Raw genomic sequence first — 21,023 nt, 5'->3', positions numbered from 1 at the left:
GGCGCCGCCTCCGTCAGGCTGCGTGATCGGCGTGCGCCGCCGCGTGCGGCGCACAAAGAGGAAGGGCCGCAAGGCCCATCAGGGAGTGCCGGGGGCACATAAAAACCAGGCCACCGGGCCGCACGTTCAAGGTGCGGCATCAAAAAGAGAAGCTGGAAGCGCAATAACAATAAGGCTTTCCATATCAAAAGTATGGGGAAACCTTGAAACAACAGCGCTGACAGCTATCCAAACCAATTCAACCGAGACAACACACCATGCGCGAAGCCGTCATCGTTTCCACCGCCCGCACGCCGCTGACCAAGTCGCACCGCGGCGAGTTCAACATCACGCCCGCCGCCCAGCTGGCCGCGTTTTCCGTCAAGGCCGCGGTGGAGCGCTCGGGCGTGGACCCCGCCATGATCGAGGACCTGATCCTCGGCTGCGGCAACCCTGACGGCTTCCAGGGCCGCAACCTGGGCCGCCAGACCGTGCTGCGCGCCGAGCTGCCGCTGAGCATTGCCGGCACCACCATCACGCGCTACTGCGCTTCGGGCCTGCAGTCCATCGCCATCGCGGCGGGCCGCGTGGTGGCCGAAGGCGTGGACGCCATGCTGGCCGGCGGTGTGGAAACCATCTCCGGCATCCGCGCCGGCAACAACCTGCCCACCGACATGGACCCCTGGCTGGTCGAGCGCAAGCCCGAGCTGTTCATGGCCATGATCGACACCGCCGACGTGGTCGCCAAGCGCTATGGCATCAGCCGCGAAGACCAGGATGCCTTCTCGCTGCTGAGCCAGCAGCGCACCGCCGCCGCGCAGGCAGCCGGTCTGTTTGACAACGAAATCATTCCTTGCGCCACGAAGATGGCGGAGAAAAACAAGGACACCGGCGAAGTCACCTACCGTGACGTCATCGCCACCCAGGACAACTGCAACCGCGCCAGCACCACGTTGGAAGGCCTGGCCAAGCTGGAGCCCGTGAAGGGCCCCGGCAACTTCATCACCGCGGGCAATGCCTCGCAGCTGTCCGACGGCTCCAGCGCCTGCGTGGTGGTCGAGGCCAAGGTGGCCGAGCGCCTGGGCCTGCAGCCGCTGGGCGCCTTCCGCGGCTTTGCCGTCGCCGGTTGCGAGCCCGACGAGATGGGCATCGGCCCCGTGTTTGCCGTGCCCAAGCTGCTGGCCCGCCACGGCCTGACCGTGGACGACATCGACCTGTGGGAGCTGAACGAGGCCTTCGCCTCGCAGGCGCTGTACTGCCAGCGCCAGCTGGGCATTCCCACCGAACGCCTGAACGTCAATGGCGGCGCCATCTCCATCGGCCACCCGTTTGGCATGACCGGCGCACGTCTGGCCGGCCACATCCTGCTGGAAGGCCAGCGCCGCAAGGCCAAGGACCCGTCGGTCAAATACGGCGTGGTGACCATGTGCATTGCCGGTGGCATGGGCGCAGCCGGCCTGTTCGAGATTTATTAAGACCCCTGAGGCGCTGCGCGCCTTCCCCCTGAAAGGGGGACGACAGCCTCGCTGCGGGGCGGCCTTTGCTCGCTGTCTCTGGCGGGGGCCGCGCGGTTGGCAAGGCGGAGTGCACAGCGTCGGATTACTGAGGACATAGCAATGGATTTGCAATTCACCCCCAAAGAAGAGGCGTTCCGCGCCGAAGTGCAGGCTTTCCTGAAGGACAAGCTGCCTAAAAACATCGCCAACAAGGTCAAGGCCGGCCAGCGCCTGAGCAAGGAAGACCAGGCCCAGTGGCACGCCATCCTGAACGAGCGTGGCTGGTACGCCAACCACTGGCCCCAGGAACACGGCGGCCCCGGCTGGGGGGCGGTGGAAAAGTTCATCTTCGACACCGAGTGCGCCCTGGCCGGTGGCCCGCGCATCGTGCCGTTTGGCGTGAACATGCTGGGCCCGGTGCTGATCAAGTACGGCAGCGAGGCGCAGAAGAAGTACTGGCTGCCCCGCATCCTGAACGGCGATGACTGGTGGTGCCAGGGCTATTCGGAACCCGGTGCGGGCTCCGATCTGGCCTCGGTCAAGACCACGGCCGTGCGCGACGGCGACCACTACATCGTCAACGGCCAGAAGACTTGGACCACCCAGGGCCAGCACGCCAACATGATCTTCTGCCTGGTGCGCACCAACAAAGACGCCAAGGCCCAGGCCGGCATCAGCTTCCTGCTGGTGGACATGAACACCCCCGGCGTGGAGCTGCGCCCCATCCGCACGCTGGACGGCGACAAGGAAGTCAACGAGGTCTTCTTCACCGACGTGAAGGTGCCCGTCGAAAACCTGGTGGGGGAAGAGAACAAGGGCTGGACCTATGCCAAGTACCTGCTGACCTATGAGCGCACCGGCATCGCCGGCGTGGGCTTTTGCATCTCGGCGCTGGCCAAGCTCAAGGTCATCGCCGCCAAGGTGCACAAGAATGGCCAGCCGCTGAACCAGGACCCTCTGTTCGCCGCCCGCATGGCGCGCGTCGAGATCGACCTGGAAAACATGAAGACCACCAACCTGCGCGTGATCGCCGCCGTGGCCGGTGGTGGCGTGCCCGGTGCGGAAAGCTCCATGCTGAAGATCCGCGGCACCGAGATCCGCCAGGAAATCCTGTCGCTGATCCGCCGTGCCATGGGCGTGTATGCCGTGCCCTACATCGACGAAGCCCAGTACGAAGGCTACGAAGAGGCGCCGGTGGGCGGCATCGACGAGGCCGCCACGGCCTCGGCCAACTACTTCAACTACCGCAAGCTGTCGATCTTCGGCGGCTCCAACGAAATTCAGAAAAACATCATCTCCAAGATGATCCTGGGCTTGTAAATGTCCACCCCCTGAGTCGCTGCGCGCCTTCCCCCAAGGGGGACGACACCCTTGCTGCGAGGCGGCTCTTGCTCGGTGTCTCCCTCGAAAGCGGTGATGCCGAGCGATCTGGATAGATGACCTGTTGGGTAGAAAGAATTTGTCATGAACTTCACACACACCGAAGACCGCCGCATGCTGGCGGACAGCCTGAACCGCTTCGTGGCGGAGCAGTACGGCATCGAGCACCGCAACCAGTTGGCCTATGGCGACGAAGGCCACAGCCCCGCGCTGTACGCCCAGTTTGCCGAGCTGGGCGCCATCGGCGCGCTGTTCCCTGAAGACGCGGGCGGCTTTGGCGGCTCGGGCTTTGACATCAGCGTGGTGTTCGAATCGCTGGGCCGCGGCCTGGTGGCCGAGCCCCTGCTGGGCGCCCTGGTCGTGGGCCAGGCGCTGATTGCCGCGGGCTCCGAATCGCAAAAGCAGCGCCTGGACGACATCATCGCCGGCGGCGTGATCGCTGCCCTGGCGCACGACGAACCCGGCAGCCACTATGAGCTGAACAAGGTCACCGCCACGGCCGCCAAGACGGCCACAGGCTGGGTGCTGAACGGCGCCAAGAGCGTGGTGGCCTTGGGCGAAAAGGCCGACCTGCTGCTGGTGTCGGCACGCACGGCCGGTGGTGCTTTTGACGAAGCCGGCATCAGCCTGTTCCTGGTGGATGGCACGACGGCCGGTATCGGCAAGCGCGGCTACAGCTGCTTTGAAGGTGGCCGCGCCGCCGAGCTGACGTTCAACAACGTGCAGTTGGGTGCCGACGCCCTGCTGGGGGCCGAAGGCCAAGGCTATGGCGTGCTGGAGCACATCCAGGGTTATGCCCTGTTGGCGCTGGCGGCCGAGGCCCTGGGCGCCATGGACGTGGCCAAGCAGCACACGCTGGAATACCTGCAGACCCGCAAGCAGTTCGGCGTGGCCATCGGCACCTTCCAGGCCCTGCAGCACCGCATGGCCGACCTGCTGCTGGAGGTGGAGCAGGTGCGTTCGACCGTGATCAACGCGGCCGATGCCATTGACAACGCCCAGGGCGTGGAGCGCGCCAAGATGCTGGCCGCGGCCAAGTACACCGTGGGCTACGCGGGCACGCTGGTGGCCGAGGAAAGCATCCAGATGCACGGCGGCATCGGCATGACCTGGGAGCTGCCCCTGGCGCACTACGCCAAGCGCCTGGTCATGATCGACCACCAGTTCGGTGACGAAGACCACCACCTGGCGCGCTTCATGGCGCTGAGCCAGGCCGTCTGAGTCCCAGGCCACCGGGCGCTGTGCGCCCGGGCGGCCGGCCCCGGCACCCACCGACCACGACAACAAGCCAAGGAGACATGCGGTGAACGATGCATTGCTGATTCGTCGCGAGGGGAATGTGCTCATCCTCTCCAACAACAACGTGGCCGCGCGCAACGCGCTGTCGCCCGAGTTCTATGCGGCCGTCACCACTGCGCTGGCGGACGCTGCGGCCGATGCCAGCATCGGCGCGGTCATCCTGACCGGTGAAGGCGGGCATTTCTGTGCCGGTGGCGATCTGCGCCAGCTGGCCAAGCGCCGCGAACTGCCCGTGGAGCAGCGCCGCGAAAAGCTGGAAGGCCTGCACGACCTGATCCGCGCCGTGCGCGACTGCCCCAAGCCCGTCATCGCGGCGGTCGAAGGCGCGGCGGCCGGCGCCGGCCTGTCGCTGGCACTGGCCTGTGACATGCTGGTGGCCGCGCGCGACAGCGTGTTCTCCGTGGCCTATGTGAAGGTCGGCCTGACGCCCGACGGCGGCGCGACGGCTTTCCTGTCCGAATTCGTCTCGCGCCAGGTGCTGACCGAGCTGTGCCTGACTGGCGAGCGCATCAGCGGCGAGCGCATGGAGCGCCTGGGCGCCGTCAACCGCCTGGCCGAACCCGGCCAGGCCATCGTGCTGGCACTGGCGCTGGCGCAGCAGATCGCCCAGGGCCCCGAACTGGCCATGGCGCGCATCAAGGACCTGTGCCGCCAGGCCCCCCGCAACACGCTGGAAGCACAGCTGGAGCTGGAAGCCCGCTACATGGTGCAGTCGCAGGAGACCGCCGAGTCGCGCGAAGGCATTGGCGCCTTCCTGGAAAAGCGCGCCCCCAGCTTCCGCCAGGCACCCAGCGTGCCGTTGACGCAATAAACACCAGAAGAACCACAGGCCCAGGGAGACCCTCACATGACCACCCAACCATTGCCCGACGACATCGACTTTCCGCTGGAAGGCGTGCGCGTGCTCGATCTGTCGCGGGTGTTTGCCGGCCCCTTGTGCGGCCAGGTGCTGGCCGACTTCGGTGCCGAAGTCATCAAGGTGGAGCACCCCGGCCGCGGCGATGACACGCGCGACTGGGGCATGCGCATTGGCCAGACCGAGACCACCTACTACAACAGCATGAACCGCAACAAGCGGTCCATCACGCTGGACCTGCAAAGCGCCGAAGGCGTGCAGATCATCTATGACCTGCTGCCGCAGTTCGACGTGGTGATCCACAACTTCAAGCACGGCGGTGCCGACAAGCTGGGCCTGGGCTACGACAAGCTCAAGTCCATCAAGCCCGACCTGATCTATTGCAGCGTGGCCGGCTACAACAGCGACACCCCCGAGGCCAAGCGCCCCGGCTACGACCTGGTGATCCAGGCCGAGGCCGGCCTGATGGCCATCAACGGCGAAGAGGGCACGCCCCCGCTGAAGTTCGGCGTGGCCGTGGTCGACCTGATGACCGGCATGTACGCCGCCCAGGCCGTGCTGGCGGCGCTGTACCGCCGCAGCCGCAATGGCCGGGGTCGCCAGATCGAGCTGGCGCTGTACGACTGCGGCATCACCATCAACGGCTACTACGCGCTGGACGCGATGCTGCTGGGCCACGACACCCAGCGCTACGGCAACGCCCACCCGTCCATCGTGCCCTACGGCCTGTTCGAGGCGGCCGACGGCCCGCTGATCATCGGCGTGGGCAACAACCGCCAGTTCGAGGCCTTCTGCCGCCACGTCATCGACCGTCCCGACATCTTCGAAGACCCCCGCTACGCCACGAATGTGGAGCGGGCGCGCAACCGCCTCGAAGTGCTGCCCATGCTCAAGCAGATCATCGCCAGCCATCCGCGCCAGCAGCTGCTGGACCGCATGCACGCCGTGGGCATCCCCTGCGGCGAGGTGGCGGGCCTGCACGAGGCCCTGACCAGCCAGCGCACCCAGCAGGCTGGCATGTTCCACCAGATGCCGCACCCCGTGGCTGGCCAGACCTGGGTGTTTGCGCCGCCGTACCGCCTGGATGGCCAGCGCCTGCCGATCCGCAACGCCCCACCCACCCTGGGGGAGGCCACGCGCGAAGTGCTGCAGCAACTGCTGTCCATGAGCGATGCGCAGCTGCAGGCGCTGAAGGACAAGGGCGTGCTGACGCTGCCCGAGCAACAAGGCTGATTTTTGCCAAGCCGGACCGCCTGCGACGGCCTCACCAGAGGGCTGCGCGGCAAGGACCGAGGGCCGGCTTCCACCGTTCCGTTCAACAGGGAGACAACCACATGGACCGTATCACCATCCTCCGCCGCCAGTTCCTGGCCGCCACGGCCGCGGCCGCCGGCACCAGCCTGGTCGGCCTGCCCGCCTGGGCCAAGGCCGCCTACCCCAGCAAGCCCGTGCGCTTCATCGTGCCCTTCAATCCCGGCGGTGCCACCGACATCGTGGCGCGCGTGCTGGCCGAGGCCGTGTCCAAGAAGCTGGGCCAGCCCGTCATCGTGGAGAACAAGGCCGGTGCCTCGGCCATGCTGGGCACGGACATGGTCGCCAAGTCGGCACCGGATGGCTACAACGTCGTGGTCTCGCTCAGCACCTCGCTGCTGATCAACCAGTTCCTGTACACCAAGATGGCCTACAACCCGCAGAAGGACCTGCTGATGCTGTCCCTGCTGGCCTCGGCCCCGGTGACCCTGGTGGTCCACCCCTCGGTGCCGGCCAACAACATGAAGGAGCTGCTGGCCTGGGTGAAGGCCCACAAGGGCAAGGTGTCCTATGGCTCCTGGGGCGTGGGCTCGTACGCCCACCTGGGCGGTGCCTACATGAGCAAGAGCATGGACGCCGACATGACCCACGTCGCCTACAAGGGCGAGGCGCCCATGATCCAGGAGCTGATCGGTGGCCAGCTGCAGCTGTGCTTCTCCAGCGCGCAGAACACCAAGCCCTTCATCGACAGCGGCCGCCTCAAGGCCATCGGCGTGACCGGCAAGAGCCGCATGTCCGTGCTGCCCCAGCTGCCCACCATCTACGAGCAGGGCGTGACCGATGACGCCTACGCCATCGCCGGCTTTGTCGGCATGGCCCTGCCTGCCGGCACGCCCAAGGAAGTGGTGGACGTGCTGTCCGCTGCCATCCAGGACGCCGCGCAGGACCCCAAGGTCAAGGAGCGCATCGACGGCGCAGGCTTCCTGCCCGTCTTCAGCAGCCCCGAAGGCTTTGCCAAGACCTATGCGCAGGCCGCACCCGTGTGGAAGTCGCTGATCGAAGTGGCCGACGCCCGGGTGGACTGACCCCCCCCCGCAGGGCCTGGCCCTGCGCATGCATGACAACCAAACAGGAGACAAAGCAATGTACGCACACCCCATGACCCGACGCCTGGCGCTGGCCGCCGCCGCCACCGTGGTGGCCGGTTCCGCCTGGGCCCAGGCCGCCTGGCCCACCAAGCCCATCACCCTGATCGTGCCCTTCCCACCGGGTGGCCCCACCGACGTGGTCTCGCGCATCGTGGGCAAGGAACTGTCCGATCGCCTGGGCCAGCCCATCATCGTGGAAAACAAGTCCGGTGCCTCGGGCGCCATCGCCGCCGGCCAGGTCAAGCGCGCTGCCCCTGATGGCTACACGCTGATGACCCTGGCCACGCCCACGCTGTTCGCGCCGCTGTTCTACAAGAACACCGGCTACGAGGTGACCCAGGACTTCACCCCCATCGCCATGGTCTACGACCTGCCCATCGTGATGGTCGTCAACCCCGAAAAGCTGCCCGGCGTGACCACGCTGCAGCAGCTGATCGACACCGCGCGTGCGCAAAAGGGCGCCCTGAACTACACCACCAGCGGCGCCGGCAGCTTTGGCCACATGAGCATGGAACTGCTCAAGGACCTGGGCAAGTTCGACATGCAGCACGTGGCCTACAAGGGCGGCGTGCCCGCCATCACCGACACCATCGGTGGCCAGGTGCCCATCATGTACGCCGACCTGGTCGCGGCCCTGCCGCACATCAAGTCCGGCAAGCTGGTGGCCGTGGCCGTGGGCTCGCCCGAGCGCGTGGCCATGATCCCCGAGGTCAAGACCATCGCCGAACAAGGCATCCATGGCTTCTCCGCCGTGTCCCTGGGCGCCTTCCTCGGCCCCAAGGGCCTGCCCCCGGCCGTGGTCGAGCGCCTGAACAAGGAACTCAAGGACATCCTGTCGCAAAAGGCCGTGCAGGACCGCATCCTGGGTGCCGGCGCGATTGCCCGCTACCTGCCCGCTGCCCAGCTGCAGCAAAGCCTGACCACCGACTACGCCAAGTGGAGCAAGGTGGTGCGTGAAAAGGGGATGGCAGCGGAGTGAGTCTGTGAGCGCCCCAGCCGCCCGCCAGGGCGGCGGGCAGGGCCGCCATCGCGCAGGTTTCACCCAACGTGATGGCGGTATTTTGAAATACTGAATTCATAGCTGCCAGCGCTTGCTGTATAAGCGTTGGTGACCGTTTTAACCAACAATCATTGAAAGAGCAAAACCATGAAGGTATTGGTTCCAGTCAAGCGCGTGGTGGACTACAACGTCAAAGTCCGCGTGAAGTCCGACGGCACAGGCGTGGACATCGCCAACGTCAAGATGAGCATGAACCCGTTTGACGAAATCGCCGTGGAAGAGGCAGTGCGTCTGAAGGAAAAGGGCGTGGTCAGCGAGGTGATCGCCGTGTCCTGCGGTGTGACCCAGTGCCAGGAAACCCTGCGCACCGCCATGGCCATCGGTGCCGACCGCGCCATCCTGGTGGAGAGCGACGCCGAGCTGCAGCCCCTGGCGATTGCCAAGCTGCTCAAGGCCCTGGTGGACAAGGAACAGCCCGGCCTGGTGATCCTGGGCAAGCAGGCCATCGACGGCGACAACAACCAGACCGGCCAGATGCTGGCGGCCCTGGCCGATCTGCCCCAGGCCACCTTCGCCTCCAAGGTCGAAGTCGCGGGCGACAAGGTCAATGTCACCCGTGAAGTGGACGGCGGCCTGGAAACCCTGGCGCTGAGCACCCCCGCCATCATCACCACCGACCTGCGCCTGAACGAGCCCCGCTACGTCACCTTGCCCAACATCATGAAGGCCAAGAAAAAGCAGCTGGATGTGGTCAAGCCCGAAGAGCTGGGCGTGGACGTCGCACCCCGCATCCAGACCCTGAAGGTGGCCGAGCCCGCCAAGCGCGGCGCCGGCGTGAAGGTGCCCGATGTGGCGACGCTGGTCGACAAACTGAAGAACGAAGCCAAGGTCATCTAAGCGTCCAGGAGAGAAACATCATGTCCGTACTCGTTATTGCTGAACACGACAACGCCTCCATCAAGGGCGCCACCCTGAACACTGTGACCGCGGCCAAGGCCTGCGGCGGTGACGTGCACGTGCTGGTCGCCGGTGAAGGCGCCGCAGGCGCGGCCCAGGCCGCTGCCCAGATCGCTGGCGTGTCCAAGGTCATCCACGCCGATGGCGCCAGCCTCAAGGACGGCCTGGCTGAGAACATCGCCGCCCAGGTGTTGGCCATCGCTGGCAATTACAGCCACATCCTGTTCCCCGCCACCGCCTCGGGCAAGAACGCTGCCCCCCGCGTGGCCGCCAAGCTGGACGTGGGCCAGATCAGCGATATCACTGCCGTGATCGCCGCCGACACCTTCGAGCGCCCCATCTACGCCGGCAACGCCATCGCCACCGTGCAGTCCGCCGACGCCACCAAGGTCATCACCGTGCGCTCCACCGGCTTTGACGCCGCGGCAGCCACCGGTGGCTCTGCGGCGGTGGAAACCACCGCCGCTGTGGCCGACTCTGGCAAGAGCGCCTTCGTGGGCCGTGAAGTCACCAAGAGCGACCGCCCCGAGCTGACCGCTGCCAAGATCATCGTCTCCGGTGGCCGTGCCCTGGGCAGCGCCGAGAAGTTCAACGAAGTCATCACCCCCCTGGCCGACAAGCTGGGCGCCGCCATCGGTGCCAGCCGTGCGGCCGTCGATGCGGGCTACGCCCCCAACGACCTGCAGGTGGGCCAGACCGGCAAGATCGTGGCGCCGCAGCTGTACATCGCGGCGGGCATCTCGGGCGCGATCCAGCACCTGGCCGGCATGAAGGACTCCAAGGTGATCGTGGCGATCAACAAGGACCCCGAGGCACCGATCTTCTCGGTGGCCGACTATGGGCTGGAAGCCGACCTGTTTGCGGCCGTGCCCGAGATGGCCGGCAAGCTGTAAAGAACTTTTCAGCGGCTGCGCTGAACGTACAAAAGGAGCCATGCGGCTCCTTTTGTTTTGATAGCACCTCGCGCTGACTGGGCTTGCACGGAAGGCCGATTGTGGCCCGATGGCCCGGGGCGATCCCAGGGCTCGCAGCGCCGCTCTGCGCTAGCAAGGCAGGGCAGCCACCCGCCCCGTCAGGGCCCTCAGTTCAGGCTCAAGTCCAGGCCCAGCGTTTTGGCCAGGGTGAAGGTGAACAGCATCACGCCCAGCAGGGCCAGCATGAAGAGTGCGGCCACCTTGCCGCCCGTGAGCAGCAGGGCGCGCCGGCTCGCCCCTTTTTTCTTGCCCTGGTCGTAATGCCACTTGATGGCGAAGAACATGCACGTGACAAAGATGCCGACCTTGAACGTGACGAAGACTACGGGGACCCAATCGATCATTTGAAAACTTCCAAGCTATGACGTGGCACGGTCTGCCCTGGGGCGCACCGCCGCCCGCAGGGGGCGGCCACATGGTCAGCGACATCCCTGCAAAGACCGTGTTGCTACCGGCTCTGGAACATACTCTACTGAAAAGCAATTTCCATACATCGCGCGCGCATCTCGGCGTTGAAAACCATGCAAGAGGACCCTTCCCCCCCTTGGTTGCCGCAATTGGCCCGGCAGGGCGGCCCACGTTTTCTGCAGATCGCCGATGCGCTGCAGGCGGCGGTGGCGGGCGGCGCCCTGCAACCCGGTGACCGCCTGCCACCACAGCGCCACCTGGCCGCACAGCTGGGCGTGGACCTGACGACGGTCACGCGCGCCTACGACGAAGCCCGGCGCCGCCACCTGCTGGAGGGGCGCGGTGCCCGCGGCACCTACGTGGCAGCGCCCAAGGTCGAACTGGCGCCCATCCTGGACCTGAGCATGAATACCCCGCCACCGCCCGATGGCGTGGACTTCGGCGACCTGCTCCGGCAAGGGCTGGCCCAGGTGCTGATGCGGGCCGATGCGCCACTGCTGATGACCTACCACCTGGGTGGGGGCAGCGACGCCGACCGTCAGGCGGGTGCGCACTGGCTGGCGCCGATGTTTGGCCCGCTGGAGGCTGCGCAGGTGCTGGTCTGCCCGGGGGCGCAAGCAGCGATCGCGGCCCTGATCCTGGCGCTGACCGAGCCTGGCGATGTGATCCTGGCCGAGCCCGCCAGCTACCCCGGTCTGCGCACCGCCGCCACCCAGTTCGGGCGGCGCATCGTGGCGGTGGATGCGGACCACCATGGCATGCTGCCGCAGTCGCTGGAGCAAGCCTGCCGCGCGCACCAGCCCAAGCTGGTCTACCTCAACCCGACCTTGCAGAACCCGACGGCCATCACCATGCCGGAGCCCCGGCGCCAGGAGATCGCCCGCATTGCCCAGCGCTGCCAGGTGCGCATCGTCGAAGACGACCCCTACTGGCTGCTGGCCGAGGCCCCGCCGCCGCCGATTGCCACCTGGGCCCCGGCGCAGGTGATCTACATCTCCACCCTGTCGAAGTGCCTGACCCCCGGCCTGCGGGTCGCCTTCGTGCGCATCCACGACCCGCAGGAGCGCGAGCGCTTTCTGGTTGCGCTCCGGTCGTTTGCGCTGATGGTCGCGCCGTTGACGGCCGCCCTGGCCACGCAGTGGATCCTGGACGGTTCAGCGCAGGGCTTGATGGTGGGGGTGCGCCAGGAGGCGCGCCTGCGCCACCGCATGGCCAGGGACGTGCTGGCGGGGCGCTACAGCGGCGCGGGCGACGGCCTGCATGTCTGGCTGGAGTTGCCGGGCTACTGGAGCTCCGCGCAGCTGGCGCAGGCGGCCGGGCGCGAGGGCATCGCCGTCACACCCGCGGAATCCTTTGCCACCGGTGACCCCGGCCACGCCTCCGTGAATGCCATCCGCATCTCTCTGGGCAGCACCCAGGACCGGGGCCGGCTGAAGGCCGGTCTGCAGCGGCTGTCGCACCTGCTGGCACGCCGGCCCGAGCCCTTCAGCCCTGCGGTGGTGTAGCGGGCCCGACCCCATATGCGGCCGGCTGTGTGGGCGCTGCTGTGCGCCGAAGCCGGCGGTGGCTGGCGGCGTCGGGCAACGTCTGGCCCGCCGCGTGGGGGGCAGAGGGTATGGTGATGGCGCTGTGCACTCCCGACCGCCAGACGCCAGCCGTACACCAGCCCATTACAAACAAAAATAGCCTCCAGCGCAGGTGTATCCTGCGCCAGAAGCTATGGTTGGAGTAGCGACAAGGTGCCCCGCAAGGCCGCTTGCGCCACCAGGTGGTCCCTCCTTAGAAGGTGTGGCGCACGCCCACTTGCAGGCCTTGCTGCTTGCCGCTGTCGCTCAGCAGGGCGGCGGGCTCCAGGCTCATGCCGCCCACGGCCGCGTCGTAGTCCTTGTTCTTCAGGAACGCGTAGGTGCCGTAGACCGCGGTGCGCTTGGACAGGTTGTGCTCATAGCCCAGGGACAGCTGGTCGGCCTTGAGTTTGGTGGCCACGCCCACGGGCTGGTACTGGTAATGGTTGTACGCCGCCTTGACCACGCCGGCCGCACCCACGGGTGCCGAGGCGCCCAGGGTGTAGGTCTCGCTCTTCACGGTGGATTGGCCTTCGGGTGTGTTGCGCGCCTGGCGGTACGCGCCCAGCAGCTTGAAGCTGCCGAAGTCATAGCCGGTGCCCACGGCGTAGGCGCGCTGGCGGATGTCGGCACCGCCGAAGTCGACGTTGTTCTGCTGCTCGGCCGCCAGGCTGGCGGACCAGGGGCCCTGGTCGTACGACACGGCTGCGTCGTAGTAGGCCTTGGTCTTCCAGGTGCTCTGGTTGGTTTCGCCGAACGCGTAGTTGGCCGAGAAGGTCACACCGCCGAAGCTGGGTGAGACATACCCGATCAGGTTGTCCTTGCGCTTGTCGTCGTTGTTGCCGATGCCCCAGGCCTGCGAGCCGCCGATGCCGGCGTGGTTGAAGACGTCGTAGCGCTTCATGGTCTTATAGGCAGCTGTTTCATCGCGGCCCAGGTTCACTTCACCGAAGTTGCCCATCAGGCCGACGGTGGCGCGACGCTTGAAGTCCACGCCACTGCCGGAGTCACCCGTGCCGGTGTCGGCATTAATGCCCGATTCCAGCCAGAACTGGGCCTTCAGGCCGCCGCCCAGGTCCTCGACGCCGCGCAGGCCGAAGTAACTGTCCTTGTTGCCGCCAGAGTTCAGGCCCGACCAAGTGTTGTGGCCATCGACCACCGTGGCCGCGGCATCCACGTTACCGAACAGTGTGACGGAGGATTGTGCAAAGGCCGAGCCGGTGACAGCCGCCGCCAGCAGGGGCAGGGTGGCCATGATTTTCTTCTTCATTCAGGAACTCCTATCGAGAAATTGACTTGCACGGGGTTGGTGCTCGCTGTCGTGCGGAAGTTCGTGGATTCATCAAAGTGTTGCAGACGTTTGCACACCGTTTACCTGGCCATGGCCATCGGCCTGTGGCGACGCACAACGAGGGGACCGTGGGCGTGCGGGCATGAAAAAAGCTGCCGGAGGGGCAGCTTTTCGGGGGGAGGGTGCGTGCTCGCGCAGGCTTACATCAGCAGGTGTTCGCCGGCGTTGTCACCGCCCAGGATCACGTAGTTGACCTTGCGGATGTCCATCAGCTTGGTGCCACCGGCGTAGCTGATCGAGGACTGCACGTCCTGCTCCATCTCGATCAGCGTGTTCTTCAGAGGGCCTTTGATAGGTTCGAGAATGCGCTTGCCTTCGACGTGCTTGTACTCGCCCTTGTTGAAGTCCGAGGCCGAGCCGTAGTACTCCTTGAACAGCTCGCCATCGACTTCCACGGTCTTGCCGGGCGACTCCTCGTGGCCGGCAAACAGCGAACCGATCATCACCATGGTGGCGCCGAAACGGATGCTCTTGGCGATGTCGCCGTGGCTGCGGATGCCGCCGTCGGCAATGATGGGCTTGGTGGCCACGCGGGCACACCACTTCAGCGCTGACAACTGCCAACCGCCCGTGCCAAAACCGGTCTTGAGCTTGGTGATGCACACCTTGCCGGGGCCCACACCCACCTTGGTGGCGTCGGCGCCCCAGGCTTCCAGGTCGATCACGGCTTCGGGCGTGGCCACGTTGCCGGCGATCACGAAGGCGTCGGGAATCTTGGCCTTCAGGTACTGGATCATGTTCTTCACGCTGTCGGCATGGCCGTGGGCGATGTCGATGGTGATGTACTCGGGGCAGATGTCGTCGGCGACGAAGCGGTCCACGGTGGCGTAGTCCGCAGGCTTGACGCCCAGCGAGATCGAGGCGTACAGGCCCTGCGACTGCATGGCCTTGGTGAAGGCCACGTTGTCGATGTCAAAGCGGTGCATCACGTAGAAGTAGCCGTGCTGCGCCAGGAATTTGCAGATCTTCTCGTCCAGCACGGTCTTCATGTTGGCGGGCACGACGGGCAGGCGGAAGGTGCGGCCCCCCAGCTCCACGCTGGCGTCGCATTCCGAGCGGCTTTCCACGCGGCATTTGCGGGGCAGCAGCAGGATGTTGTCGTAGTCGAAGATTTCCATGGTTCCAAGCTCCGGAAAGGTCACGGTGGGAATCTCACCCACCTCAATTTTCGAGGGTAGGCGCTTGGCTTGGAGACCGGTTTGGTGCGGCGCTGGCAGACAGCGGGCAAAAAAAACCGGACCTCAAAAAACTTGGGCCCGGTGATTGATTCTACCCGGCGCACGGGTTGGCTGCTTGCCCCGAAATGCATGGGGGGTATATGGGAAACCGAATGTGGCGCGTGCCGCCAGCGCTCAGCAGGGGCTGCCGGCACGCTCCATGCGCTTACTCCGGCTTGATCTTGGCGCGGCGTACCACTTCGCCGTAGCCCACCAGGCGGTCGGCCATCATCTTCTCGAAGGCGGCGGGCTTCATGTCTTCGGGGACGATCACGGCCCGGTCATTCAACTGCTTGACCATGGCCGGCTCGGTCGCGGCCTGGCGGATGGCCTTGAACAGAATGTCCTGGATGTCCGCGGGCACGTTCTGCGGGGCGGCGATGCCGGTCCAGGACGTCTGGTTGAGCATGGGCTGGTTCAGCTCGCCGAAGGTGGGCACATCGGGCAGCTGGGCCAGGCGCTCGGGCGCGGCCACGGCGAGTGCGCGTAGCTTGCCGGCCTTGATGTGTTCCAGGAAGATCACCAGGTTGTCGAACGCAAACTGCACTTCGTTGGCCAGCACGGCGGTGATCAGTGGCGAGCCACCCTTGTAGGGAATGTGCATGGCCTGGACGCCGTACTGCATCAGCATGGCCTCGGCATTGAGCTGGCCCATGCTGCCGGCACCGGCGCTGCAGAAGTTCACCTGACCCGGACGCGCCTTGAGGTAGGCCACAAATTCCTGCATGTTCTTCACTGGCAGGCTGGGGTGGACGACAACGACGTTGGGCTGGCGGCCGAGCATGGCCAGGTTGGCAAAGTCCTTGATGGGGTCGTAGCCCAGGTTGGGCTGCACCAAGGGGTTGGCCAGGTGGCTGCTCTGCGAGGACACGACCAGCGTGTAGCCATCGGGCTTGGCACGTGCCACGTATTGCGTGCCGATGGAGCCGCCGGCCCCCGGCTTGTTCTCAATCACCATGGGGACGCCCAGGATGCGGGACAGCGCGTCGCTGTACATGCGCGCCATCACGTCCACCGAGCCGCCGGGTGGGAATGGCACGACCAGTGTGATCGGCCGGCTGGGGTATTTATCGCTCTGCGCCAGGGCTGGCAGTGCGGCGCTGCCGGCCAGGGCCAGGCCAGTGCCCAGGAGGCGGCGGCGGGAGAGGGTGGTCATGGGGTGGTGGGAGGAAGGCATGCGGAAATCCGGCAAAGGTTAAACAGGTTCAGCGGCCGGCACAGGGGCCTGCCACTGAACGGGATGCAAGGAGCAAGGGATCAACCCAGTGCCTGCAGCGTCAGCAGCAGCGCCTGGGCGCGCGGCACGAAGGTGGCCAGGTCGCAGAATTCGCGCTCGCTGTGGGGGTAGCCACCGACCGGGCCCACGGCGCACAGCGAGGGGATGCCCATGGAGGAGGTGATGCCGCTGTCGGCCGCGCCCCCGGTGAATTCACCATCGACCTCGAAGCCCACCTGGGCCGCGCTGCGGCGGTAGGCCTGCAGCAGGGCATCGGGGGTGCGCGCCATCGGCAGGGTGCCGGTCATGGCGGTGATGCGGCCTTGGGTGCGTGGCAGGTGCTCGGCTTCAATGACGGCCCGCACCTGGTCCAGTGCATGCTCCAGATTGTTTTCAGCGGTGTAGCGGATGTCCAGGTGGGCCTTGGCCAGCGGTGCCACCACGTTCGAGGCCATGCCCCCTTCGATGAAGCCGACATTCAGATGCAGGCCCGGCTGGGCCTCGGTCAGCGCATGCAGTGCAAGCACCTTGTGCGCCAAGGCGGCAATCGCGCTGGCGCCCTGCTGCGGATTGACCCCGGCATGGGCGGCCACGCCCTGGACTTCAAAGTCGATGCGGTACGAGCCCTTGCGCTCGTTGACGACATTGCCACTGATGCGGCCGGGTTCGGCATTGAGCACGGCGCGTGCACCCTGCGAGATTTCGCGGATGCGCCCGCGGCAGGCGGGAGAGCCGACTTCTTCATCGCAGGAAAAGAACAGCTGCACCGGGGACGCGTTGCCCCCGAAGCGCGCCAGGGCCTCCAGCACAAACACGTTCATCACCAAGCCGGACTTCATGTCGGCCACGCCGGGGCCGTAGGCCCGGCCGGCTTCGACACGGAACGGGCGTTGCGCCGCCGTGCCACGCGGGAAGACCGTGTCCATGTGCCCCATCAACTGCAGATGGCCTGTGGCTGCGGGGTTGTGGCCGGGGACACGGGCCAGCAGGCATTCGCCCCAGCCTGGCTCCGGCAGGGTCTGGACGGCAATGCCGGCGGCCTCCAGGCGTGCGCGCAGCAATGCGGCCACGCGCTGTACGCCTTCAACATCGCCGCTGCCGCTGTCGGTGTCCACCACTTGCTGCAGCAGTTCCTGCATGGCGCTGGCCTGTTCGGCCAGCCATTGCAGCGCGGCCGCTGTGGCGTCGGGGGAAGGAGGGGAAGAGGGCGCGGTTGAGAGGGGCATGGCAGTGCTTATGAAATGAAAATTTCAATAATCATAAAAATTATGTGAAATTGAAAAATCATTATTCCGATAAGTCGTCAGGAATTGCAAGCCGGTGAAGCATGGGCATGGACCGGTCAGTTCGGGCTTGCCTGGCGGCGTGCCATGCAGGACCATCGCCCCGGATGCATGCCACTGCCTGGCGGTGTGCACACGACCTCTTTCCTTTGACCTGTGTCCGCTGCTTATGTTTTTGCCGCAACGTATTGATCTGTATGCCGAGGCCCTCACCGCGAGTGAGCGCAACCTGGCCGCCTCGCTGCGCCAACGCTACCCCGAAGGCTTGCTTGACCCGGCCAGCGTGATGGCGGCTGCGGCCGGCACCAGCGCGCCGACGGTGGTGCGCTTCTTTGCCAAATTGGGCTATCCCAGCATGGCCGAGGTGCGGCGGGAAGCACGCACCCAGCTGACGGCGGCGCTGCCCAATCCCTCGCAGCGCAGCAACTTCACGATTGGTGGTGAACGCAGCCTGTCCGAGTGTGTGGACGACACCGTGCTGCACGATTTGCACAACGTGCAGGCCACGTTCCAGCAGCTGGACATGGCGGCCTTCCAGGCCATGGTGCAGGCCATCTGCCAGTGCCAGGGCCGGATTTATGTGGTCGCTGGCGAAAACAGTTCGCCGGTGGCTATGTACCTGACCACGCACCTGAACATCTGCCGCCCTGAGGTGGCCGACCTCGGCAGCCGTGCCCCATTTCCGGTGGACCGCCTGCTGTGGGTGGCACCGGAGGATGTGCTGATTGCCTATTCGATCCGTCGCTATGCCCAGGGCACGCTGCAGGCAGCCCGGTATTTTCGGGAGTGCGGGGCCACGGTGTTGGGGATTTGCGACAGCATGGCCGCCCCGTTGGTGCGCCATGCCCAGCACAGCCTGCTGGTGTCCACCCACAATGCCTCGCCTTTCGATTCGTACACCGCAACGTTTGCTCTGTGCAATGCCCTGGTTTCGGCCGTGGCCCAGCAGCTCAAGGACGACGTGTCGCAATCGCTGCAAAAGCGCGACAGTCTGTGGGCGAAGATGCAGGCACAAGCGGGCGCTGCGGCAGGCCCATCGCCGCGCCGTTCCGCGCGTTCCAAGGGCAAGTGACCCCCGAGCCGGCTTGGAAAGCCGTGGTTTCGCGGCACGCAAAGCACCTGCAGGCCGCTGGCGGGCCCTGGTTTTTTAGAATGGAGGCATGTTTCCGCTAGACCTGCTCGATGCTGCCGCGCCCGGCACCCCGCCTTCCCAGAATTCGCCCCTGTTGCAGGGCCTCAATGCCGAGCAGCTGGCGGCGGTAACGCTGCCGGCTGGCCACGCGCTGGTGCTGGCGGGGGCGGGCTCGGGCAAGACCCGCGTGCTGACCACGCGCATTGCCTGGCTGCTGCAGACCGGCCAGGTCTCGCCCGGCGGCATCCTGGCCGTGACCTTCACCAACAAGGCCGCCAAGGAGATGTCGGCGCGCCTGTCGGCCATGCTGCCCTACAACGTGCGTGGCATGTGGATTGGCACCTTCCATGGCCTGTGCAACCGCCTGCTGCGCGCCCACCATGTGGCGGCCGGCCTGCCCGCCACCTTCCAGATCCTGGACACGCAGGACCAGCTGTCGGCCATCAAGCGCCTGTGCAAGCAGTACAACGTGGACGAGGAGCGCTTTCCGCCCAAGCAGCTGGGCTGGTTCATCGCCGGCTGCAAGGAAGAGGGCATGCGCCCCCGCGACGTGCCCACACAGGACCCGGACACCAAGAAGAAGGTGGAGCTGTACCAGCTGTACGAGGACCAGTGCCAGCGCGAAGGCGTGGTCGATTTCGGTGAGCTGATGCTGCGCAGCTTCGAGATGCTGCGTGATGACGCGGCACTGCGCGCGCACTACCAGCGGCGCTTCCGCTTCATCCTGGTCGATGAGTTCCAGGACACCAACAAGCTGCAGTACGCCTGGCTCAAGCAGCTGGCGGGGGAAGTGGTGAACGGCCACATGCAGTCCACCAGCAGCGTGCTGGCTGTGGGTGATGACGACCAGAGCATCTATGCCTTCCGCGGGGCGCGCGTGGGCAATATGAGCGACTTCGTGCGCGAGTTCGATGTGCAGCACCAGATCAAGCTGGAGCAGAACTACCGCAGCTATGGCCACATCCTGGACAGCGCGAACGCGCTGATCGAGCACAACAGCCAGCGCCTGGGCAAGAACCTGCGCACCGACCAGGGTGCCGGCGAGCCGGTGCGCGTGCTGGAAGCCCCGACCGACCTGGACGAGGCCAGCTGGATGGTGGGCGAGATCAAGGACCTGGTGCGCAACGACGGCTACAGCCGCCAGGAGATCGCCGTGCTGTACCGCAGCAATGCGCAAAGCCGGGTGATCGAAAGCAAGCTGTTCAATGCCGGCATTCCCTACCGTGTGTACGGCGGCATGCGCTTCTTCGAGCGGGCCGAGGTGAAGCACGCCCTGGCCTACCTGCGCCTGATCGAGAACCCGCACGACGACACCAGCTTCATGCGCGTGGTGAACTTCCCGGCGCGCGGCATCGGCGCGCGCAGCGTGGAAACGCTGCAGGAAACCGCGCGCGCCGCGGGCTGCTCGCTGTCCGATGCGGTCACCGCCGTGGGCGGGGCTGCGGGCACCAAGCTGCAGGGTTTTGTTGCCAAGATCGACGTGCTGCGCGAGGAGACCCAGGGCAAGACGCTGCGCCAGACCATCGAGCGCATGCTGGAGGTCAGCGGCCTGGTGGACTTCTACCTGAGCGACAAGGAAGGCCAGGACCGCATCGAGAACTTGAAGGAACTGGTGAACGCGGCCGAGAGCTTTGTGACCCAGGAAGGCTTTGGCAAGGATGCGGTGGCCCTGCCCGTCGACGAAACCGGGGCGCCGCTGACGCAGAGCCTGGCCAGCCAGGGCGTGGACACGGCGCGGCCGCTGCTGGACCTGCCGCTGGGGGGCACCGACGTGGAGACGGGCGAGACCCTGTCGCCGCTGCAGGCCTTTCTGGTGCACGCCGCCCTGGAGGCCGGGGACAACCAGGCCCAGGCCGGCCAGGACGCGGTGCAGCTGATGACGGTGCACGCCAGCAAGGGCCTGGAGTTCGACGTGGTCTTCATCGGCGGGCTGGAAGAGGGCCTGTTCCCCCACGAGAACGCCATGAGCGACCGCGGCGGCCTGGAGGAGGAGCGCCGCCTGATGTACGTGGCCATCACTCGCGCGCGCAAGCGCCTGTACCTGAGCCACTCGCAAAGCCGCATGCTGCACGGGCGCACCACCTTCAACCTGCCCAGCCGCTTCATCGACGAGCTGCCCGAGGCCTCGCTCAAATGGCTCAGCGCCAAGGGCGGTTTTGGCAGTTTTGCTCCCAAAAACGCAGCTGGTAGCGCTTGGCAGTCGGGCGTCAGAGGCCAATTTGGCACTTATACGCCCAAGGGGCCGGAAATCTTTGCCAGCCCGCCGGTGCCGGTGCAAAAAGCGGTGCCGGGCCACGGCATCGTCAAGGGTAAGACGGTGTTCCACACCAAGTTTGGCGAGGGCAAGGTGCTGGCGGTGGAAGGCACGGGCGACGATGCGCGTGCGCAGATCAACTTCCCGCGCCATGGCACCAAGTGGTTGGCGCTGGCGATTGCCAAGCTGACTGTGGTGGATTAGGCCCGAGTCTTGATGCAAGTCATGGCATAACCCAGCTTCACCTTGGACAGTTG

The 21,023-nt window shown here is 66.0% G+C and carries 17 protein-coding genes; 12 read left to right on the top strand and 5 right to left on the bottom strand.

Annotated features, from left to right (window positions below):
- Positions 1 to 257 precede the first annotated feature (257 nt).
- The 9 genes from KAQ61_RS13455 (at position 258) to KAQ61_RS13415 (ending at position 10,259) form a co-directional block, all read left to right on the top strand.
- Positions 258 to 1,454 (top strand): acetyl-CoA C-acyltransferase, encoded by a 1,197-nt coding sequence (locus tag KAQ61_RS13455; protein WP_210929498.1) that lies wholly within the window; start codon positions 258 to 260, stop codon positions 1,452 to 1,454.
- Between the two features lie 141 nt (positions 1,455 to 1,595).
- Positions 1,596 to 2,795, top strand: a complete 1,200-nt coding sequence (locus KAQ61_RS13450; RefSeq protein ID WP_210929497.1) for an acyl-CoA dehydrogenase family protein — start codon at positions 1,596 to 1,598, stop codon at positions 2,793 to 2,795.
- Positions 2,796 to 2,939: 144 nt separating this feature from the next.
- Positions 2,940 to 4,076: an acyl-CoA dehydrogenase family protein gene (locus KAQ61_RS13445; protein ID WP_210929496.1), complete on the top strand. Its 1,137-nt coding sequence runs from the start codon at positions 2,940 to 2,942 to the stop codon at positions 4,074 to 4,076.
- Between the two features lie 82 nt (positions 4,077 to 4,158).
- Positions 4,159 to 4,965, top strand: a complete 807-nt coding sequence (locus tag KAQ61_RS13440) for an oxepin-CoA hydrolase, alternative type (protein ID WP_042418126.1) — start codon at positions 4,159 to 4,161, stop codon at positions 4,963 to 4,965.
- 36 nt (positions 4,966 to 5,001) lie between these two features.
- The gene (locus KAQ61_RS13435) at positions 5,002 to 6,243 is read left to right on the top strand and encodes a CaiB/BaiF CoA transferase family protein (RefSeq protein WP_042418129.1); all 1,242 of its coding nucleotides are present in this window, start codon (positions 5,002 to 5,004) and stop codon (positions 6,241 to 6,243) included.
- A 101-nt stretch (positions 6,244 to 6,344) separates the two neighbouring features.
- A complete protein-coding gene (locus KAQ61_RS13430) occupies positions 6,345 to 7,346 on the top strand; it encodes a Bug family tripartite tricarboxylate transporter substrate binding protein (RefSeq protein ID WP_210929495.1) in 1,002 nt (333 codons plus the stop codon).
- Between the two features lie 73 nt (positions 7,347 to 7,419).
- On the top strand, positions 7,420 to 8,388 hold the full coding sequence (locus tag KAQ61_RS13425) for a Bug family tripartite tricarboxylate transporter substrate binding protein (protein WP_244982901.1): 969 nt from the start codon (positions 7,420 to 7,422) through the stop codon (positions 8,386 to 8,388).
- Positions 8,389 to 8,556: 168 nt separating this feature from the next.
- Entirely contained in the window at positions 8,557 to 9,306 is a 750-nt protein-coding gene (locus tag KAQ61_RS13420) for an electron transfer flavoprotein subunit beta/FixA family protein (protein ID WP_210929493.1), read from the top strand.
- A 20-nt stretch (positions 9,307 to 9,326) separates the two neighbouring features.
- Positions 9,327 to 10,259 carry an electron transfer flavoprotein subunit alpha/FixB family protein gene (locus KAQ61_RS13415; protein WP_210929492.1) on the top strand — a complete coding sequence of 311 codons (933 nt, stop codon included), beginning with the start codon at positions 9,327 to 9,329 and terminating at the stop codon, positions 10,257 to 10,259.
- A gap of 188 nt (positions 10,260 to 10,447) precedes the next feature.
- On the opposite strand, the gene KAQ61_RS13410 is transcribed toward KAQ61_RS13415, so the two are convergent.
- Positions 10,448 to 10,684 carry a hypothetical protein gene (locus tag KAQ61_RS13410; protein WP_043380634.1) on the bottom strand — a complete coding sequence of 79 codons (237 nt, stop codon included), beginning with the start codon at positions 10,682 to 10,684 and terminating at the stop codon, positions 10,448 to 10,450.
- Positions 10,685 to 10,861: 177 nt separating this feature from the next.
- On the opposite strand from KAQ61_RS13410, the gene KAQ61_RS13405 reads away from it, so the two are divergent.
- Positions 10,862 to 12,253, top strand: coding sequence for an aminotransferase-like domain-containing protein (locus KAQ61_RS13405; protein WP_210929491.1), 1,392 nt, complete (start codon positions 10,862 to 10,864; stop codon positions 12,251 to 12,253).
- A 274-nt stretch (positions 12,254 to 12,527) separates the two neighbouring features.
- Here the strand turns inward: KAQ61_RS13405 and KAQ61_RS13400 are convergent, their stop codons facing one another.
- From KAQ61_RS13400 to KAQ61_RS13385, 4 genes are all read right to left on the bottom strand, one after another.
- Positions 12,528 to 13,583, bottom strand: coding sequence for a porin (locus KAQ61_RS13400; RefSeq protein ID WP_210929490.1), 1,056 nt, complete (start codon positions 13,581 to 13,583; stop codon positions 12,528 to 12,530).
- A gap of 221 nt (positions 13,584 to 13,804) precedes the next feature.
- Entirely contained in the window at positions 13,805 to 14,782 is a 978-nt protein-coding gene (locus KAQ61_RS13395) for a GMP reductase (protein ID WP_043381330.1), read from the bottom strand.
- A 265-nt stretch (positions 14,783 to 15,047) separates the two neighbouring features.
- The gene (locus KAQ61_RS13390; protein WP_210929489.1) at positions 15,048 to 16,037 is read right to left on the bottom strand and encodes a Bug family tripartite tricarboxylate transporter substrate binding protein; all 990 of its coding nucleotides are present in this window, start codon (positions 16,035 to 16,037) and stop codon (positions 15,048 to 15,050) included.
- 101 nt (positions 16,038 to 16,138) lie between these two features.
- Positions 16,139 to 17,323 carry a M20 family metallopeptidase gene (locus KAQ61_RS13385; protein ID WP_210929488.1) on the bottom strand — a complete coding sequence of 395 codons (1,185 nt, stop codon included), beginning with the start codon at positions 17,321 to 17,323 and terminating at the stop codon, positions 16,139 to 16,141.
- A gap of 226 nt (positions 17,324 to 17,549) precedes the next feature.
- Here KAQ61_RS13385 and KAQ61_RS13380 point away from each other — a divergent pair, with 226 nt between their 5' ends.
- Together KAQ61_RS13380 and KAQ61_RS13375 are read left to right on the top strand one after the other, a co-directional pair.
- The gene (locus tag KAQ61_RS13380) at positions 17,550 to 18,452 is read left to right on the top strand and encodes a MurR/RpiR family transcriptional regulator (protein WP_210929487.1); all 903 of its coding nucleotides are present in this window, start codon (positions 17,550 to 17,552) and stop codon (positions 18,450 to 18,452) included.
- 88 nt (positions 18,453 to 18,540) lie between these two features.
- Entirely contained in the window at positions 18,541 to 20,970 is a 2,430-nt protein-coding gene (locus KAQ61_RS13375) for a UvrD-helicase domain-containing protein (protein WP_210929486.1), read from the top strand.
- The last annotated feature ends 53 nt before the right edge of the window (positions 20,971 to 21,023 follow it).

It is taken from the genome of Comamonas aquatica (genome assembly GCF_018064205.1).
Taxonomy (GTDB): domain Bacteria; phylum Pseudomonadota; class Gammaproteobacteria; order Burkholderiales; family Burkholderiaceae_C; genus Comamonas; species Comamonas aquatica.
The sequence above is the reverse complement of the archived record's forward strand: the minus strand, read 5'-3'. Positions and strand labels throughout refer to the sequence as shown.

What these genes read in the sequence shown, in the direction of transcription:
- KAQ61_RS13430 (WP_210929495.1), top strand. Translation starts at nt 6,345, where the DNA reads ATGGACCGTATCACCATCCTCCGCCGCCAGTTCCTGGCCGCCACGGCC.
- KAQ61_RS13415 (WP_210929492.1), top strand. Translation starts at nt 9,327, where the DNA reads ATGTCCGTACTCGTTATTGCTGAACACGACAACGCCTCCATCAAGGGC.
- KAQ61_RS13385 (WP_210929488.1), bottom strand. Translation starts at nt 17,323, where the DNA reads ATGCCCCTCTCAACCGCGCCCTCTTCCCCTCCTTCCCCCGACGCCACA.
- KAQ61_RS13395 (WP_043381330.1), bottom strand. Translation starts at nt 14,782, where the DNA reads ATGGAAATCTTCGACTACGACAACATCCTGCTGCTGCCCCGCAAATGC.
- KAQ61_RS13455 (WP_210929498.1), top strand. Translation starts at nt 258, where the DNA reads ATGCGCGAAGCCGTCATCGTTTCCACCGCCCGCACGCCGCTGACCAAG.
- KAQ61_RS13390 (WP_210929489.1), bottom strand. Translation starts at nt 16,037, where the DNA reads ATGACCACCCTCTCCCGCCGCCGCCTCCTGGGCACTGGCCTGGCCCTG.
- KAQ61_RS13435 (WP_042418129.1), top strand. Translation starts at nt 5,002, where the DNA reads ATGACCACCCAACCATTGCCCGACGACATCGACTTTCCGCTGGAAGGC.
- KAQ61_RS13425 (WP_244982901.1), top strand. Translation starts at nt 7,420, where the DNA reads ATGACCCGACGCCTGGCGCTGGCCGCCGCCGCCACCGTGGTGGCCGGT.
- KAQ61_RS13405 (WP_210929491.1), top strand. Translation starts at nt 10,862, where the DNA reads ATGCAAGAGGACCCTTCCCCCCCTTGGTTGCCGCAATTGGCCCGGCAG.
- KAQ61_RS13450 (WP_210929497.1), top strand. Translation starts at nt 1,596, where the DNA reads ATGGATTTGCAATTCACCCCCAAAGAAGAGGCGTTCCGCGCCGAAGTG.
- KAQ61_RS13400 (WP_210929490.1), bottom strand. Translation starts at nt 13,583, where the DNA reads ATGAAGAAGAAAATCATGGCCACCCTGCCCCTGCTGGCGGCGGCTGTC.
- KAQ61_RS13375 (WP_210929486.1), top strand. Translation starts at nt 18,541, where the DNA reads ATGTTTCCGCTAGACCTGCTCGATGCTGCCGCGCCCGGCACCCCGCCT.
- KAQ61_RS13410 (WP_043380634.1), bottom strand. Translation starts at nt 10,684, where the DNA reads ATGATCGATTGGGTCCCCGTAGTCTTCGTCACGTTCAAGGTCGGCATC.
- KAQ61_RS13420 (WP_210929493.1), top strand. Translation starts at nt 8,557, where the DNA reads ATGAAGGTATTGGTTCCAGTCAAGCGCGTGGTGGACTACAACGTCAAA.
- KAQ61_RS13380 (WP_210929487.1), top strand. Translation starts at nt 17,550, where the DNA reads ATGTTTTTGCCGCAACGTATTGATCTGTATGCCGAGGCCCTCACCGCG.
- KAQ61_RS13445 (WP_210929496.1), top strand. Translation starts at nt 2,940, where the DNA reads ATGAACTTCACACACACCGAAGACCGCCGCATGCTGGCGGACAGCCTG.